Below are 15,038 nucleotides of genomic sequence, written 5' to 3'. Positions count from 1 at the left end.
ATGCGGCAGAGTGTCGCAGCGCCCTGCGACGCGGGATAGCCCGTGACCCGGACTTGGTACACTTGTCGTATGACCCATTTCCCCATCGAGCGAGCCAACGTCGTTCAGCTCTTCTGGTTGCGCTGTCTGGCCATCGTCGGCCAGTTGGCGACGATCGGCGTCGTGCAACTCTGGCTCGGCGTACGTCTGCCGCTCGAGCCGATGCTCACCATCATCGCCCTCGAAGTTCTGTTCAACGTCCTCACGTGGGTGCGCGCGCGACGGGGTATCGAGCGCGCACGGCGCCGCACCGATCTGGACCTGATGAGCCAGTTGCTCGTCGATCTGGCCGCGCTCACGGCGCTGCTGTTCTTCTCGGGCGGCGCGACCAACCCGTTCGTCTCCCTCTTCCTGCCGGGCCTGGCGATCGCGGCCGCCGTGCTGCCATGGCGCAACGCGTCGCAACTGGCGCTGCTCTCGCTGGTCGCTTATGGCGCGCTGAACTTTCAGTACGTGCCGCTCGATCTGGCAGACCCGGGCAATCTGCTGCGCCTGCATCTGGCCGGCATGTGGGTCAACTTCGTGGTCAGCGTGCTCGTGATCGCGTGGTTCGTTTCGCGGATGTCGCGGGCCTTGCGCGCGCGCGACGCGCAACTCGCCCGCGCCGAACAGCGGCTGCTGCGCGATGAGCGGATGGCCGCTCTCGGCGCTCAGGCCGCGAGCGTTGCGCACGAACTCGGCACGCCGCTCTCGACCATGGCCGTGGTCATCGGCGAACTGCGCAGCGAGAGCCTGGGCAATGCCGCGTTGAAGCCCTACGAGCCGGATCTGCAGACGCTTGAACAACAGATCGCGCTGTGCAAGAGCGCCATCGGCCACGTGCAGACGCGTGCGGCGGCACCGGTGCGGCAAGCGTTGGCCGAATGGTTACCGGCGTTCACCACGCAATGGCGCTTACGGCATCCGCAAGTCCAGTTCCAGATGCGCGTACCGCCGAAGTTGACCGCGCGCATCGAAGACACCGTGCAAGTTGGCCAGATCCTGACCATCGTGCTCGATAACGCCGCGTATTTCAGCCCGTCGTCGGTCACCCTCGACGTGGCGGTCACGCCGGACGACATCCGCTTCACGGTCTGCGACGAAGGCCCCGGCATGACCGCCGAACTGCGTACCCGGCTGGGAAATTCACCCGTCATGAGTACGCACGGCGGACAAGGCATGGGCCTGTATCTGGCCTTTGCCAGTGCCCAGCGTCTCGGCGGCGACATCGTCCTCACCCCCAACACGCCGCAAGGCACGCGCGCCGAGCTGCGCCTGCCGATGGCCACTTTCCTCTTCGGCTCGCGGAGTCAGACATGAACGCCTCCCACTTCCTCCTTATCGACGACGACGTCGTCTTCGCCGAAACGCTCGCGCGCGCGCTGACGCGGCGCGGCTACGACGTCCAGATCGCCGCCGACAGTGCCGCGGCGCTGCTCGCGGCGCGTACGCGCCAGTTCGACCTGATCTCGGTCGACCTCCATCTGGGCCATGACTCGGGGCTGCCGCTCATCGCGCCATTGCGCGCGTTGCAACCGAAATCACGCATGCTGGTGCTCACCGGCTACGCGAGCATTGCGACGGCGGTGCAAGCCGTCAAGGATGGCGCCGACAACTACCTGGCCAAGCCGGCCAACGCCGACACCATCCTCGCGTCGCTGCGCAGCGACGCGAGCGAGACCCAGGCCGACGAAGCCATCGAAAACCCCTCGCCCCTGTCGGTCGCGCGCCTCGAATGGGAGCACATTCAACGCGTGCTCACCGAGCACAACGGCAACATCTCCGCCACGGCACGCGCGCTGAACATGCATCGGCGCACGCTGCAGCGCAAACTGCTCAAGCGTCCGGTAAAGCAGTAACGTCCATCGTCAAATCGTCAAACGCAAAAAAGGCCCCGAGGGGCCTTTTTCACATTGCAGCGAACGTTACGCCATCACAGCACGTAGCGCGACAGATCTTCGTTCTGCGCCACTTCCTCGAGGAAGCGATTGACGTAGCCGGCGTCGATCGACACGACTTCATTCGCCTGCTTGCCGGCGTTGTACGAGATGTCCTCGAGCAGCTTTTCGATGACGGTATAAAGACGCCGCGCCCCGATGTTTTCCGTCTTCTCGTTGACCGAGAAAGCGATTTCCGCGAGCCGCTTGATGCCGTCCGGCGCGAAGTCGAGTGTCACGTCTTCCGTGGCGAGCAAGGCCTGATACTGCTTCACGAGGCTGGCATCCGTCTGCGTGAGGATCGCTTCGAAATCCTGGACCGACAGCGATTCGAGTTCGACGCGAATCGGGAAGCGACCCTGCAGTTCCGGAATCAGATCACTCGGCTTGGCCAGATGGAACGCCCCGCTCGCGATGAACAGAATGTGATCCGTCTTGATCATGCCGAACTTCGTGCTCACGGTCGTGCCTTCCACGAGCGGCAGCAGGTCGCGCTGCACGCCCTGACGCGACACGTCGCCACCGCCCACTTCGCTGCGCGTGGCGATCTTGTCGATTTCGTCGAGGAACACGATGCCGTTCTGCTCGACGTTGCGCAAGGCCAGTTGCTTGACCTCCTCGTCGTTGAGCATCTTCGACGCTTCTTCGTCGGTCAGCACCTTGAGCGCGTCCTTGATCTTGAGCTTCTGGCGCTTCTTGCGCTGGTTGCCCAGATTCGCGAACATGCCCTTGATCTGCTCGGTCATCTCTTCCATGCCCGGCGGGCCCATGATCTCCATGCCCTGCGCCGGAATTTCCACTTCCAGCTCGACTTCCTTGTCGTCGAGCTGACCTTCGCGCAGACGCTTGCGGAACGTCTGGCGCGTAGCGTTATCCTCGCTGCTGGCCTCGACCTCGTGCGAGGCCGACCCGAAGCGGATATCGCGCGACGACTCGCGCCCGCTCGGCAGCAACAAATCGAGAATGCGATCCTCGGCGCGATCTTCCGCCGTGGTGCGCACCTTCTTCATTTCAGCTTCGCGCGTCTGCTTGATCGCGATTTCCGCGAGGTCGCGCACGATGCTGTCCACGTCGCGTCCCACGTAGCCGACTTCGGTAAACTTCGTCGCCTCGACCTTGATGAACGGCGCATCGGCCAGCTTGGCCAAACGGCGCGCGATTTCGGTCTTGCCGACACCGGTCGGACCGATCATCAGAATGTTCTTCGGCGTGATTTCCTGACGCAGGGGATCGGCCACCTGCTGACGGCGCCAGCGGTTGCGCAACGCCACCGCGACGGCCTTCTTGGCCTTGTGCTGGCCGATGATGTGTTTGTCGAGTTCGGAAACGATCTCTGAGGGGGTCATATGGGTCATGACGTTCGCCAAATTAGGGGGTTCGCACGGAGGGTGACGCCCGGCCGGTCACCTGCCGACCGGCCAATCGTGCCGCAGGAGGGAGGCCCGCTGCGGCACGCGCATCGTCACTGCGCTGCCTTCGGGGCAGCGCCTCGATGATGTGATTGCCGTTGGTGTAGATGCACATTTCGCCCGCGATCGTCAGCGCCTTCTTGACGACTTCCGCCGGCGTCAGGTCCGTGTTCTCGACCAACGCGCGGGCAGCCGCCTGGGCGTACGATCCGCCCGAACCGATCGCGGCAACGCCACCCTCCGGATCGAGCACATCGCCGTTGCCGGTGATGACCAGCGTGGTCTCGGCATCGGCGACGATCATCATCGCTTCGAGCCGGCGCAGCATGCGGTCGGTACGCCAGTCCTTGGCCAGTTCCACCGCCGAGCGCGTCAAATGCCCCTGGTGCTTCTGGAGCTTCGCCTCGAAACGATCGAGCAGCGAGAAGGCATCGGCCGTCGCACCCGCGAAGCCAACCATGACCTTGCCGTCGTAAATCGTGCGAACCTTGCGGGCGGTGCCCTTCATCACGATGTTGCCGAGGGTGACCTGACCGTCGCCGCCAAGCGCGACCTGATCGCCGCGCCGAACGCAGACGATGGTGGTGCCGTGATATTGCTCCATGCCTGTTCCTTTTCGGGGGACGACGTGCGCCCCGTAACGATTGGCCCGGCCGCGCGCGCCACATAACCGTGACGACGTGCCCGACCGAGCGAGATGTCACTGTAGTTTAGGGCAATCGAAAGAATATCAAGAGGCGTCGACGGCAACACGCGCGCCCTGCTTGGCGACCTCGGAGCGATGGCACGCAAAGCGGCATGGATCATGAAATTCGCGCGGCATTGCGCCGCGCGAATCCTGTGCTGCGAGGAAACTTCTCGGAAATTACCCCGTTTTTGCGGCGCAATCCCGCTCAGAACGTGGTGCGCAAACCGACGCGAACCGAGCGCGCCCCCTGCGGCGCAATGTCGCGCAGCACCGAGCTGGCCAAACGTACCTCCTGGTTGGTCAGGTTCTCTCCCTTCAAGTACGCCAGCCACTGCGCGCCACCCGCCTTGAACTGATAGGTGAGCGCCGCACCGAGCGTGGTGTAGCCACGGGTCGTCAGATCGTTGGCGGGCACGCGGCCTTGAGGACTCGCGTGCACCATTTCCAGTCGCGCGCCCCAGTGACCCAACGCATAGGCAAGCGCCGCCGTCAGACGCAAGGGTGCGATGCGCGGCAGCGGTTCGCCCGTCTCGCGGTTGCGCGCGATCGTGTAATCGCCGCGCAGTTCGAGATCGAGGTTGCCGTGACCGCGCCAAAGGCGCGCACGGCCGTCGGCTTCCATACCGTAGAGGTCGGCTGGCACGCCCGCGTACTGATAGACCGGCAAACTTTGGCCGCCCTCGTCGATCGTGCGCCCCGTATTGTTGAGTGCGATGAAGTTGTTGAAGCGGCTGTAGAAGAGACCGATGCTGGCCTTGTTCGGGCCCTGTTCATAGCGTAGCGACAGGTCCGTCGAAAACGCCTTTTCAATCGCGGCCTGCGGACTGCCGATTTCCCAGACCCCGGTCGCCAGGTGCGGGCCGTTCGCATACAGCTCGTAGAACGTTGGCGCGCGCTCGGTGTAGGAGGTGTTGAGCGCGACCGACCACGCGGGGGCCAATGCGAAGACCGCACCCGCCGACACGCTGCCCGGCGTGAAGTCGCGCGACGGGAGATTGTCGAAGCGCTCATTACCGCCCGCCGTCGGCTTGACGCTCGAGTGCTCGATGCGCGCGCCGAACGAGAGCTTGATCGCCGGATGCATGGCCCACTCTTCGAGGGCAAACAGCGCGACATTGCGCGTGTCGCTCTTCGGCACAAAGGCCTCTTCGCCTAGCGCTGAGAAGGTGTTCTGCGAGAACTGCACGCCCACGGCGCCGTCGAGTGGCCCGAGCTTCGCGTGACGCGCTTCGATACGGCCTTCGTAGCCGTGATTCTTGAAGGTCGTTCCCGTCTCGCCGTTTTCGATTTCCTTGTGCTCGTAATCCGTGTAGCCAAAGTTGAACTTGAGGGCCGTGATCGGGCCGCCCAGGTCGCGGATCTCGCTGGCCAATGCCAGACGTTGCTGCCGCAGCCGAATGCGTGTGTCCGCCTCGGCCACGGTGCCGTAATCCGAGTCGTAACCGGAGTACGACAGGCCCGTATAGCCGTCGGCCCACGTCCACGACGCACCGACGGCCGCGCCACTCGCCTGCCCCTGGCTGTTGGGCAAGGTGCCCGACGGTTGCGCCGTGGTCTCGTCGTCGCGGGCGCGTTGTTGCGCCGAACGGGCGAAGCCGGGAATGCGCAGGTCCGCGCTTTTTCGGGCGAAGCCGTCAACGTGGAACGCGAACTCGCCGTTGCCGAATTCGAGTTGCGCGGCCCCGGCGCGTTCGCGGTTCGCACCGCCAGCGCTGAAGTCCGTCGCACCGGAAATACCGGTGATGGATTCACGCGGAATGCGGTTGTCAATGGTGTTGATCACGCCGCCGACCGCGTTGCCGCCGTAGAGCAGTGCCGCAGGGCCCCGCACGACTTCTACGCGTTCGATCGTCAGCGGATCCTGCGCCACGGCGTGATCGTAGGACAGTGACGAGGCGTCGAGCGCCGCGGTGCCGTTCTGCAACACGCGAATGCGGTCGCCGTCGAGGCCACGAATGATGGGGCGGCTGACGTTCGGGCCGTACGACGTGGCCGAAACGCCGGGCAGCCCGTCGAGCGTCTCGCCCAGCGTGCCCGCACGGCGCAACGCCAGCGCCTTCCCGTCGAGTTCGGTGAGTGGCACGGTCAAGTCCGCGGCGGCGCGCCCAAGCGGATTGCCGGTCACGAAGGTGGTTGGCAACGTCACTTCGGGCCTCACCGGAACGGCAGTGGCAGACGTTGCATCCAAAGGTGCATCGGACACATCCGCCGCCTGCACGGACGCGCTTGCCGCAGCGAGCGCGCTGAACGTCAGCGCTGCGGCGAGCGGCCGTGGCGTGTTCACGGGCCACGCGCGGCGTGTTCGGCGAGAAGCCGAAGGGGCCTCGATGGGGAAAGCGGGAGCGGGCAAGGGCGTCGCGCGCTCACGCGCGCTGTTCAAAGCAGAAAGTGCCATGTCGGTATCGGGTGTGTTGGGTCGGTGCGCGGGAGCCTCGTCAGCGGGCTCCCGAGGATTCCGGGCGTCGGCGCGAACGAAACCCCGCCGCGCCGGCGATGATGGGCCGACGAGCGTGCAGCCGCCGCCGCCATCGCAGGCCCGAAGGCTGCGAGGGTCGGGACGGACAGTGGCAGGGATTCGCGCAGTCAGCGCGGAGAAGTTCGAATGACGCGAATGACGCGAGGTGTGGCGCAGATACGCGTCGCGTCAGATCGCGAGCGGCGGTGCGCGAGAGTCGAACGGTCGTCGGTGAACGCTCGGGTGACGGCGCCCAGTCGGGCGCTGAGGGAGGCTCGCGATGACGTTATCGCTTCCCCACGAAAGGACGGCCACGGCCATGGCCGCAGCCAGCGTGGCGCCTTCGAACAGATGGCAATGGTGGTGGGGGTTGCCGAAATCGACGGACGCCGTGCCGACAGCTTGGGCGCGGCCGTGTGCGGCCATCGCGAGATCCGCACCTCCCGCCTCGTCCGGATCATTCGCCTCGGCCGCCGCTGACCGGCTCGCATCTGCCGAAACGGGCGGCACGCCGGACAACCTTCGGGCATGCAGAATCTCGTGTTGCAGCCCCCAGATCTGTACGCCGATCAGCGCAACGATGAGCCACGCAACCCAACCGCTTCGCCCACACCCCACCCGCGTGCGCAGACGCGCGCGCCAAAAGCGGGAAGCGGATTCGATAGACGGCATGGGCGGCCACAATTGCAACTGAGTTGCAATTGTGGCATAAAGTTGGCTCGACGGCGAGCGTCAGCAAGCGTTGCGTGCAAGCCACAGTTCCGGGAGGAACGGGCGCGGTCGACCGGACGACGTCAAAAAACGGCAACAAAAAAGCACGTCGAGACGACGTGCCTTTGGCAAACCGGGAGCCGACGGACCTGACCTGCCGCCACCGCGCGGCGTCGGGCCGGTGGTGCGATGCGATCAGTCGCCGAACAGCTTCTGACGCAATTCGCGACGCTCTTGCGCTTCGAGCGACAGAGTGGCGGTCGGGCGGGCGAGCAGACGCGGAACGCCGATCGGCTCCCCGGTTTCTTCGCACCAGCCATATTCGCCCGATTCGATGCGAGCGAGCGACTGTTGCACCTTCTTCAGCAGCTTGCGTTCACGATCGCGGGTACGCAGCTCAAGCGCGTGCTCCTCTTCAATCGTGGCGCGGTCGGCCGGATCCGGGACGAGAATGGTTTCGCGCAGGTTCTCGGTGGTTTGACCGGCGTTACGCAAAATGTCAGCCTGCAGGTTTTCCAGACGATCCTTGAAGAAGGCGAGTTGATCTTCATTCATGTAGTCCTTCTCGCCCATCTTCAGAATTTCGGCCTCGGTCAAAAGTCTTTTCTTGCTCATGGGTTTTTGTGGCGTCTCTTTCGGATAGTCCGGTGACGCCCCTGCAGCGAGTGGGACGTCTTGCTTACCGGCGATGCCGCGGGCGGCTTCTTGGGTTACGTTCCTACCGGACGATTTGGGCGCCCCGTGCTTGGCGGCGGCCTTTTCGCCCGTCTTCGAATTACCTGCTGGAGCCCGCTTGGCGCCCGCTTCCGACGCCGGCTCTGACCGGCGCGCAGGGCCTGCGGTGGCAGTCTTGCTGGAGGTGGTAGCCATGGCGGTGCTCCCCTGCCTGCCCTCCGAGGTGCCGCGTTGGTTCGCTGGCGGCAGCCCCAGTGGGCACGTATTGTAACCGAATCGTTCAACAGCCCTGATTAAGGGGTTTCCCGTTGCACGGTTCGCCGGTCCCGCTCAGACCAGACAGCGCTCCAGCCCTTGCAGGATGATGTCTTTCGGCAGCTCGGCACCAATAAACACCATCTTGGTGTTCGGCGTCTCATCGGGTTGCCATTTCGCGCCCACGTCGCTGCCCATCATCTGGTGAACGCCCTGGAACACGACCCGGCGGTCGATGCCACGCATGTTTAATACACCTTTATAACGCAATAAGCGTTCGCCGTACACCTGTAGGATGCTCCCGAGGAAATCCTCCAGCTTCGCCGGATCGAAGGCTTTCTCGCTGCGAAAGACAAACGATTTGATGGCGTCGTCGTGGTGGGCGTGGGCGTGACCGTGGTCGTGCCCCTCGTGCGCGCACTGGTCATGATCGTGATCGCAGTGCGAGTGATCGTGATCATGGCCGTGATCGTGCGCGTGGTCGTCGGCGCCGAGGAATTCCGGATCGATGTCGAGCTTGTCGTTCAGGTTGAAGCCGTGAAGGTCGAAGATCTGCTTGAGCTCGGCCTGGCCGAAGTCGACTTCCTGCTGCGGCGCGCGCGGATTCATGTGCGCGAGGCGATGCTTCAGGTCGTCCAGCGCCTCGGGCGTGACCAGATCGGCTTTGGTGATGAACAGGCGATCGGCAAACCCCACCTGGCGCTGCACCACTTCGTGCTGATCGAGCTGCTGCTGGGCGTGCTTCGCGTCGACCAGCGTGATGATGGCGTCGAGCCGGTAGGTGTCGGCCACTTCGTCGTCGATGAAGAAGGTTTGCGCCACCGGGCCGGGGTTGGCCAGGCCGGTCGTCTCGATGACCACGCGGTCGAACTGAATCGCGCCCGCGTCGCGCTGGCTGTTCAGGTCGGACAGCGCCTTCACCAGGTCGCCACGGATCGTACAGCAGATGCAGCCGTTGCTCATCTGCACGATCTGCTCGGCGTTGTCGTGCACGAGGATGTCGTTATCGATGTTCTCTTCACCGAATTCATTTTCGATGACGGCGATCTTCATGCCATGCGCCTCGGTCAGGATGCGCTTGAGCAGCGTGGTTTTCCCGCTGCCGAGAAAGCCGGTCAGGATGGTGACGGGGGTCATGAATGCTATGTCCTGTTGTAATGCGGCGTACCTGACGCCGTCTGAATGTCGCCCACTGTACCCGAGGTAACGAAAAGCGGCTGGGAACGCGTCAGTTGGGGGCGCCCGCACACTGTGCGCAAGTGCCGTGAATCATCAGCTCGACCTGTTCGCCCACGAAACCCTTGGGCAGGCGCTTGAGTTCGCGCTCACTCAATTGGGGATGCTGGGGCCAATCGTCAAGACAGAAGGTCCGGTGGCAGCGTACGCAACGAAAATGTCCGTGTTGCGTATGCGGACGCGGCGATGCCGCACGCTGCGGGTCGACATGCTCGGCCATGACGAAGCGGAAGATTCGGTCATCGCCGGCCTGCTTGATGGCCCAGCCCTGCGCGACCAGCCAATCGAGCACGCGGTAGGCCGTTACGCGGTCCAGCGGATCGGCGTCGGTGGCCAGATCGGCCAGCACCTCCTGATGCGTGAGCGGACGGCCCGCCTTGAGCAGCATCGCCAGCACGCGCACGCGTCCGGAGGTCACGCGGCCCGACTGCTCTTGCAAGCTCGTACGGGCGGCTTCCAGATAAGGTTGTAGTTGAATAAGGCTCATGAATCGATTTAAGCACAGCACCGCCAGCACTGCAACGGAGTTGCAAAAGTAGGCATTTTCCGAGCCCCGAAGGCCGCCGTCCGAGTCTGTCCGGAGGTGCACGGGCAATGCGTCATACAATTGACGCAAAAAACACCGCTCACCATGTCGCTCACCGCTCTCGCCCTCGTCGTTACCGCCGCATTCCTGCATGCCACCTGGAATTTCCTCGCCAAACGCATCGACACGCGCGAAGGTGGCGGCCCGCAGCTCGTCTTCCTCTATGCGCTGCTGACCGTCGTGCTGTACACGCCGCTGGCGCTGTTTTTCCTGATCGGTTCAGACGCCAGTTGGCCGAATGCGCTGGGTTGGGGCGTGATCGCCACGAGCGCCATGCTGCACTACGGCTACACGCTGGTCCTGCAGCGCGGCTACCGGGTGGGCGACCTGTCGGTCGTCTATCCGCTCGCACGGGGCACCGGGCCGTTGCTGTCGTCGCTGGGCGCCATCGTGCTGCTGGGGGAACGCCCGGGCTGGCTGGCCCTTTTCGGGATCGGGCTGGTGGTCGCCGGCGTGCTGATCATCGCCGGGGGCGAGCGCCTGTTCCGGCGCGACACCATGCACGCGGGCGCGGGCTGGGGCGTGCTGACCGGCGGATTCATCGCGGCTTATACGCTGGCCGACGCCTACGCCATCCGCACCCTGCTGCTTGCACCGCTCGTCTACTACTACCTGGAGAATGTGCTGCGAGTCGTGCTCTCGGCACCGATGGCGTGCTCGCGTCCCGCGCGCATGGTCATGGTGTGGCAGGCAAACTGGCGCAAGATCGTGCTGATCTCGCTGATCTCGCCGATGTCCTACTTCCTGATCCTGACGGCACTCAAGTACGCGCCGGTGTCGCACGTTGCCCCGGCGCGGGAGATGTCGATGATGATTGCCGCGCTGTTGGGCGTGCGTCTGCTGGGCGAGGGGAGATGCACCGCCGCGTGGGCGGTGCCGTGTTGATCGCGTTGGGCGTGGTCGCACTGACACTGGGCTGACGTCCACAGAAGCGAGCGCTTACATACGTTGCAACCAAAGCCCTTTGAGATATTCGCCTTCGGGGAACTGGGTGAGCATGGGGTGATCCATGCCCGCCGACAGGCGCCGCAGAATGCGGGCGTCCACTCCCGCATCCACGGCCGCGCCCGCCACGATCTTCTGGAACAGATCGGCGTCGATCGCGCCTGAGCACGAGTACGTCAGCAGTTGGCCGCCCGGGCGCAGCAGCTTGAAACCGGCCAGATTGATGTCCTTGTACGCCCGTGCGGCACGCTCCACGTGATGGGCCGACGGCGCGAACTTGGGCGGATCGAGCACGATCATGTCGAACAGGCGCCCCTCTTCGCGCAACGCGCGCAGGGTCTTGAAGACATCGGCGTCGCGCCATTCGGCACGCGCGGCGTCGAAACCGTTGAGTTCGACATTGCGCGCGCCGATTGCCAACGCGTCGCCGGACGAGTCGATGGACAACACACTCTGCGCCCCGCCCGCCAGCGCCGCCAGCGAAAAGCCACCGGTATAGCAGAAACAGTTGAGCACGTCGCGGCCCTTGGCCTGCTGCTTCACCAGCAGACGATTGTCGCGCTGATCGACATAGAAGCCGGTCTTGTGCCCGTTGCGCACGTCGACGTAATACTTCACGCCACACTCGTACGTCGTGAGCAAGTCGGGCGCCTGGGGCGGCTCAGCCCCCGCCAGCACGCCAGTAAGGCTCGGCAGGCCTTCGCGCTCGCGCACGGCGGCGTCGGAGCGTTCGTAGACATTGGGGCAGCCGGTCGCGCCGACGAGGGCGTTCACAATCGCGTCCTTCCAGGCTTCCACGCCGGCCGCCATGAATTGGCAGACGATCTGGTCCGTCACGGGCGCACCGGGCGCGGACTGGTAGCGGTCGACGATCAGGCCCGGCAGGCCGTCGGCCTCGCCGAAGATCAGGCGGGTTGCCCCGGTGTCGTGGACCATCTGCTCGCGATATGCGAGGGCGGCGCTCACACGACGCTTGAAGAACGCATGATCGACCGGCTCGTTTTCATCGAACGTCCAAACGCGGGCGCGGATGGCCGAGACCGGGCTGAAGGCGGCGCGAGCGAGAAATCGCCCGTCGGCGGCGCGCACCACGACCGTCGCGCCGGAAGCCGGTTTGCCGTCCACGCGCGCCACGGCGGTGGCGTAAATCCAGGGGTGACGGCGCAGCAAGGACTTTTCTTTGCCGGGCTTGAGGGTCAAGGTATTCATGCGGGACGGACCAACGGTTGACGACGGGGTGACGGCAAGTCATCCAGCAGACGGAGAACGTGCGGGACTTGCTGAGGAAGGACGCGATTCTACACCGAGTCGCGCCGTCCGCCGCAACGCTCAGGGCTTCTTGCGCGAGCGCGGATGCGCCTGATCGTAGACCTTCGCAAGGTGCTGGAAATCGAGTTTCGTGTAGATCTGTGTCGTTGAAATATTGCTGTGCCCCAGCATCTCCTGCACGGCGCGCAGATCGCCGGACGATTGCAGGACGTGCGTGGCGAACGAGTGACGCAGCATGTGCGGGTGCACGTGTGTCGGCAGCCCGGCCGCCAGCGCGTGGCGCGCCAGCCCCTGCTGCACCGCGCGCGCGCCGATGCGCTTGCCGCGCGCCGACAGGAACAGCGCATGCGGCTCAGCCGTTGCCAGCCCTGCGCGCATGTCCAGCCAACTGGCCAGTGCCTGCGCCGCTTTCTGGCCCACGGGCACGCGGCGTCGCTTGTTTCCCTTGCCGGTCACGACCACCTCGCGTTCGGGCAAATCAAGCCAACTCACGGAACGGTAGCCCTCGGCCTCGACGTAGCGATGATCGAGGCTCGTGAGCTCCGACAGGCGCAAGCCCGACGAGTACAGCAGCTCGAACATCGCCCGATTGCGCACGGCCTCGGCCGACGTGCCGGAGACGAACTCGACGAGCGCCGATGCCTGATCTGGCGACAGCGCTTTCGGCAACGGCTTGGGCTGTTTCGGCGCGCGCACGCCGTCGACGGGATTGGCCGCCAGCGAGGTGCGCTGGGCAAGCCACGCGAAGTAGCCTCGCCAGGCGGAGAGCTTGCGGGCGATGGAGCGGCCGACGAGGCCCTCGCTGTGCAACTGCATGGCGAAGCGGCGAATGTCGCCGTGCTCCAGCGATTCGAGCGAGCGGCCGCGCGCCAGACGCTGCAACTGGCGCAGGTCGCGCGTGTAGTTCTCAAGGGTGAGCTCGGCGAGCTTGCGCTCGCTGGCGAGCGACGTCAGGTAGTGGCGGATGCCCGGTTCGAGCGGTGTCTCGTCGTCCGACGCCCCGGCTTGCGCCCCGGGCTTGCGCGCGCGATCCGGCGAGGCACGCCCGGCGCGCGCCTTGGGCGTGGCCACGCTGGCAGGACGCGGCGATCGGGTCGAGGTGACCATAAGGCGTGGTGAAAGGTGCCGTCAGCGCATCAGTCCGCCCGGGCGCCGGCGACGCGCATCAGTCGTTCGCGCGCAGCTTGCTGAGCGCCGCGCCGGCCAGTTCCCCGATCTGCGTCAGGAAGTCGGTCGCCATGCCCTCATGGAAACGGCGGGCGTCTTCCGAGCCCATGACGAGCAGGCCGAAGACCGGTCCATCCGTCACTTGCGGGTCGCGCAGCGCGAGCAGCGCCACCGACGCCGGATCGCTCGGCGCGCCGAGCCATGTCACGGCTTCGAAACCGGTGTTGGCACCGCAATAGGGAGTCGCCAGGCTCGAGGCGAAGATCTTGACCTCTTCGCTCACGCTGCGGGCGAACTCGGCCGGTTGGTACGGCGCGGCCACGTTCCACACGCGAACGGCCGCGAAGGGGACGTTGAAAACGTCGCGCAGGCCGCGGGCAATCGCGTCGGGCAATGCGTGCGGATCGCGCTCGCCGAGCAGGCCGAGGTTCCAGCGATGCAGCTTGGCCGAGATGTCGTCGTTCTCGTGCCCGTAGCGCATCAATTCGGCGAGGCGTCGCTCGATCTGCTTGGTCTTTTCGCGCTGCATCTCGATCTGGCGCTCTTGCAGCGACACGGCGCGCTGGCCGTGCGGGCTGGTGAGCCGCACGCCGGCCAGCAATTCGGCATGGCGTTCGAAGAAGTCGGGATGCGCGATCAGGTATTCCGCAATATCTCGGTCGTTCATGAGTGTCCGTCTGCTGTTCGTCAACTGCCGCCAGCCGCCGCTGCGCACGAGGCACAACGGTGGCGCACGGCCGCCAGGGTCGCTAAATCAGAGTCCGTCAGAAACCAAAATCCTACTGTGCCGCTCCCGCGGCCTGCCCGCGCGGAACACCGGGACCGACGCTTGGCGTCAGATCTCGATCGTCCCTTCGAAGACCGTGGTCGCGGGTCCCGTCATGATGACCGGACCGCTTGCGCCGTCCCAGTCGATGGTGAGCGTGCCACCGTGCGTTTCGATGGCCACGGGCGCGGCCAGCAGCCCGCGGCGGATGCCTGCCACTGCCGCCGCGCACGCGCCGGTGCCGCAGGCGAGCGTCTCGCCCGCACCGCGCTCGTACACGCGCAGACGCGCCTGATGCTTGTCCACCACCTGCAGGAAGCCCGCATTCACGCGGCGCGGGAAGCGCGCGTGACGCTCGATCAGCGGGCCGTCCGTTTCCACCGGCGCGGTATCGACGTTATCCACCACCTGCACCGCATGCGGATTGCCCATCGAGACCACGGAAATCCACGTCGTCTTGCCGGCCACGTCGAGCGGCCATAGCGTGTCGTCGCCCTCGCCCCGCCCGGCCAGCCCGCTGGCGTCGAACGGCACATCCGACGCCGTGAGGATCGGCGCGCCCATGTCCACGCTGACCTGGCCGTCGTCGCGCATCGTGAGCGTGATCAAGCCCTGCTGCACCTCGACGCGCACCGTGCGCTTGTCGGTCAACCCCGTGTCGCGCACGAACTTGACGAAGCAGCGCGCCCCGTTGCCACAATGCTCCACCTCACCGCCGTCGGCGTTGAAGATGCGATAGCGGAAGTCAACGCCAGGCTGCGTCGAGCGTTCGACGAGCAGGAGCTGGTCTGCGCCGACGCCGAAATGGCGGTCGGCGAGCGCGCGCCACTGCTCGGGCGTGAAATCGATGGATTGCGAGATGCCGTCGATCACGACGAAGTCGTTGCCGGCACCCTGCATCTTGGTGAATTTGAGCTTCAT

Annotated in this window: 13 protein-coding genes and 1 pseudogene; 3 read left to right on the top strand and 11 right to left on the bottom strand. The window is 65.2% G+C overall.

Features of this window, described 5'->3' with window-relative positions; translation table 11 throughout:
- Positions 1-69: 69 nt before the first annotated feature.
- Entirely contained in the window at positions 70-1,338 is a 1,269-nt protein-coding gene (locus DRB87_RS01175; RefSeq protein WP_130024555.1) for an ATP-binding protein, read from the top strand.
- The gene (locus tag DRB87_RS01170; protein WP_017235115.1) at positions 1,335-1,877 is read left to right on the top strand and encodes a response regulator transcription factor; all 543 of its coding nucleotides are present in this window, start codon (positions 1,335-1,337) and stop codon (positions 1,875-1,877) included. The genes DRB87_RS01175 and DRB87_RS01170 overlap by 4 nt, the downstream gene beginning before the upstream one ends.
- 74 nt (positions 1,878-1,951) lie before the next feature.
- Here DRB87_RS01170 and hslU read toward each other — a convergent pair whose 3' ends face one another.
- The 7 genes and pseudogenes from hslU to DRB87_RS01135 all read right to left on the bottom strand — a co-directional run bounded on the left by hslU (position 1,952) and on the right by DRB87_RS01135 (position 9,871).
- Positions 1,952-3,310, bottom strand: coding sequence for an ATP-dependent protease ATPase subunit HslU (hslU, locus tag DRB87_RS01165; RefSeq protein WP_017235116.1), 1,359 nt, complete (start codon positions 3,308-3,310; stop codon positions 1,952-1,954).
- Between the two features lie 127 nt (positions 3,311-3,437).
- Positions 3,438-3,968: pseudogene (gene hslV / locus DRB87_RS01160) on the bottom strand (ATP-dependent protease subunit HslV); the annotation flags it as partial.
- Between the two features lie 289 nt (positions 3,969-4,257).
- The gene (locus tag DRB87_RS01155) at positions 4,258-6,270 is read right to left on the bottom strand and encodes a TonB-dependent receptor (protein WP_130027652.1); all 2,013 of its coding nucleotides are present in this window, start codon (positions 6,268-6,270) and stop codon (positions 4,258-4,260) included.
- 426 nt (positions 6,271-6,696) lie between these two features.
- A complete protein-coding gene (locus DRB87_RS01150; protein WP_130024553.1) occupies positions 6,697-7,179 on the bottom strand; it encodes a hypothetical protein in 483 nt (160 codons plus the stop codon).
- A 234-nt stretch (positions 7,180-7,413) separates the two neighbouring features.
- Positions 7,414-7,833 (bottom strand): RNA polymerase-binding protein DksA, encoded by a 420-nt coding sequence (gene dksA / locus DRB87_RS01145; protein WP_130027651.1) that lies wholly within the window; start codon positions 7,831-7,833, stop codon positions 7,414-7,416.
- A 390-nt stretch (positions 7,834-8,223) separates the two neighbouring features.
- Positions 8,224-9,285 (bottom strand): GTP-binding protein, encoded by a 1,062-nt coding sequence (locus DRB87_RS01140; protein ID WP_130024552.1) that lies wholly within the window; start codon positions 9,283-9,285, stop codon positions 8,224-8,226.
- Positions 9,286-9,376: 91 nt separating this feature from the next.
- Positions 9,377-9,871 carry a Fur family transcriptional regulator gene (locus DRB87_RS01135; RefSeq protein ID WP_017235122.1) on the bottom strand — a complete coding sequence of 165 codons (495 nt, stop codon included), beginning with the start codon at positions 9,869-9,871 and terminating at the stop codon, positions 9,377-9,379.
- A 144-nt stretch (positions 9,872-10,015) separates the two neighbouring features.
- On the opposite strand from DRB87_RS01135, the gene DRB87_RS01130 reads away from it, so the two are divergent.
- Positions 10,016-10,855 (top strand): DMT family transporter, encoded by an 840-nt coding sequence (locus DRB87_RS01130; RefSeq protein WP_240756133.1) that lies wholly within the window; start codon positions 10,016-10,018, stop codon positions 10,853-10,855.
- A 54-nt stretch (positions 10,856-10,909) separates the two neighbouring features.
- Here DRB87_RS01130 and DRB87_RS01125 read toward each other — a convergent pair whose 3' ends face one another.
- From DRB87_RS01125 to dapF, 4 genes are all read right to left on the bottom strand, one after another.
- Positions 10,910-12,124, bottom strand: a complete 1,215-nt coding sequence (locus DRB87_RS01125) for a class I SAM-dependent rRNA methyltransferase (RefSeq protein ID WP_130024551.1) — start codon at positions 12,122-12,124, stop codon at positions 10,910-10,912.
- A gap of 120 nt (positions 12,125-12,244) precedes the next feature.
- Entirely contained in the window at positions 12,245-13,255 is a 1,011-nt protein-coding gene (xerC, locus tag DRB87_RS01120) for a tyrosine recombinase XerC (RefSeq protein ID WP_370363309.1), read from the bottom strand.
- Positions 13,256-13,349: 94 nt separating this feature from the next.
- A complete protein-coding gene (locus DRB87_RS01115; protein ID WP_130024549.1) occupies positions 13,350-14,018 on the bottom strand; it encodes a DUF484 family protein in 669 nt (222 codons plus the stop codon).
- A 168-nt stretch (positions 14,019-14,186) separates the two neighbouring features.
- Positions 14,187-15,038, bottom strand: coding sequence for a diaminopimelate epimerase (gene dapF / locus DRB87_RS01110; protein ID WP_130024548.1), 852 nt, complete (start codon positions 15,036-15,038; stop codon positions 14,187-14,189).

This window comes from Pandoraea sp. XY-2 (genome assembly GCF_004193915.1).
GTDB classification, from domain to species: Bacteria; Pseudomonadota; Gammaproteobacteria; order Burkholderiales; family Burkholderiaceae; genus Pandoraea; species Pandoraea cepalis.
This window is presented reverse-complemented; position numbering and strand designations above follow the sequence as displayed.

What these genes read in the sequence shown, in the direction of transcription:
- DRB87_RS01175 (WP_130024555.1), top strand. Translation starts at nt 70, where the DNA reads ATGACCCATTTCCCCATCGAGCGAGCCAACGTCGTTCAGCTCTTCTGG.
- DRB87_RS01170 (WP_017235115.1), top strand. Translation starts at nt 1,335, where the DNA reads ATGAACGCCTCCCACTTCCTCCTTATCGACGACGACGTCGTCTTCGCC.
- hslU (WP_017235116.1), bottom strand. Translation starts at nt 3,310, where the DNA reads ATGACCCATATGACCCCCTCAGAGATCGTTTCCGAACTCGACAAACAC.
- DRB87_RS01150 (WP_130024553.1), bottom strand. Translation starts at nt 7,179, where the DNA reads ATGCCGTCTATCGAATCCGCTTCCCGCTTTTGGCGCGCGCGTCTGCGC.
- dksA (WP_130027651.1), bottom strand. Translation starts at nt 7,833, where the DNA reads ATGAGCAAGAAAAGACTTTTGACCGAGGCCGAAATTCTGAAGATGGGC.
- DRB87_RS01140 (WP_130024552.1), bottom strand. Translation starts at nt 9,285, where the DNA reads ATGACCCCCGTCACCATCCTGACCGGCTTTCTCGGCAGCGGGAAAACC.
- DRB87_RS01135 (WP_017235122.1), bottom strand. Translation starts at nt 9,871, where the DNA reads ATGAGCCTTATTCAACTACAACCTTATCTGGAAGCCGCCCGTACGAGC.
- DRB87_RS01130 (WP_240756133.1), top strand. Translation starts at nt 10,016, where the DNA reads ATGTCGCTCACCGCTCTCGCCCTCGTCGTTACCGCCGCATTCCTGCAT.
- DRB87_RS01125 (WP_130024551.1), bottom strand. Translation starts at nt 12,124, where the DNA reads ATGAATACCTTGACCCTCAAGCCCGGCAAAGAAAAGTCCTTGCTGCGC.
- DRB87_RS01115 (WP_130024549.1), bottom strand. Translation starts at nt 14,018, where the DNA reads ATGAACGACCGAGATATTGCGGAATACCTGATCGCGCATCCCGACTTC.
- dapF (WP_130024548.1), bottom strand. Translation starts at nt 15,038, where the DNA reads ATGAAGCTCAAATTCACCAAGATGCAGGGTGCCGGCAACGACTTCGTC.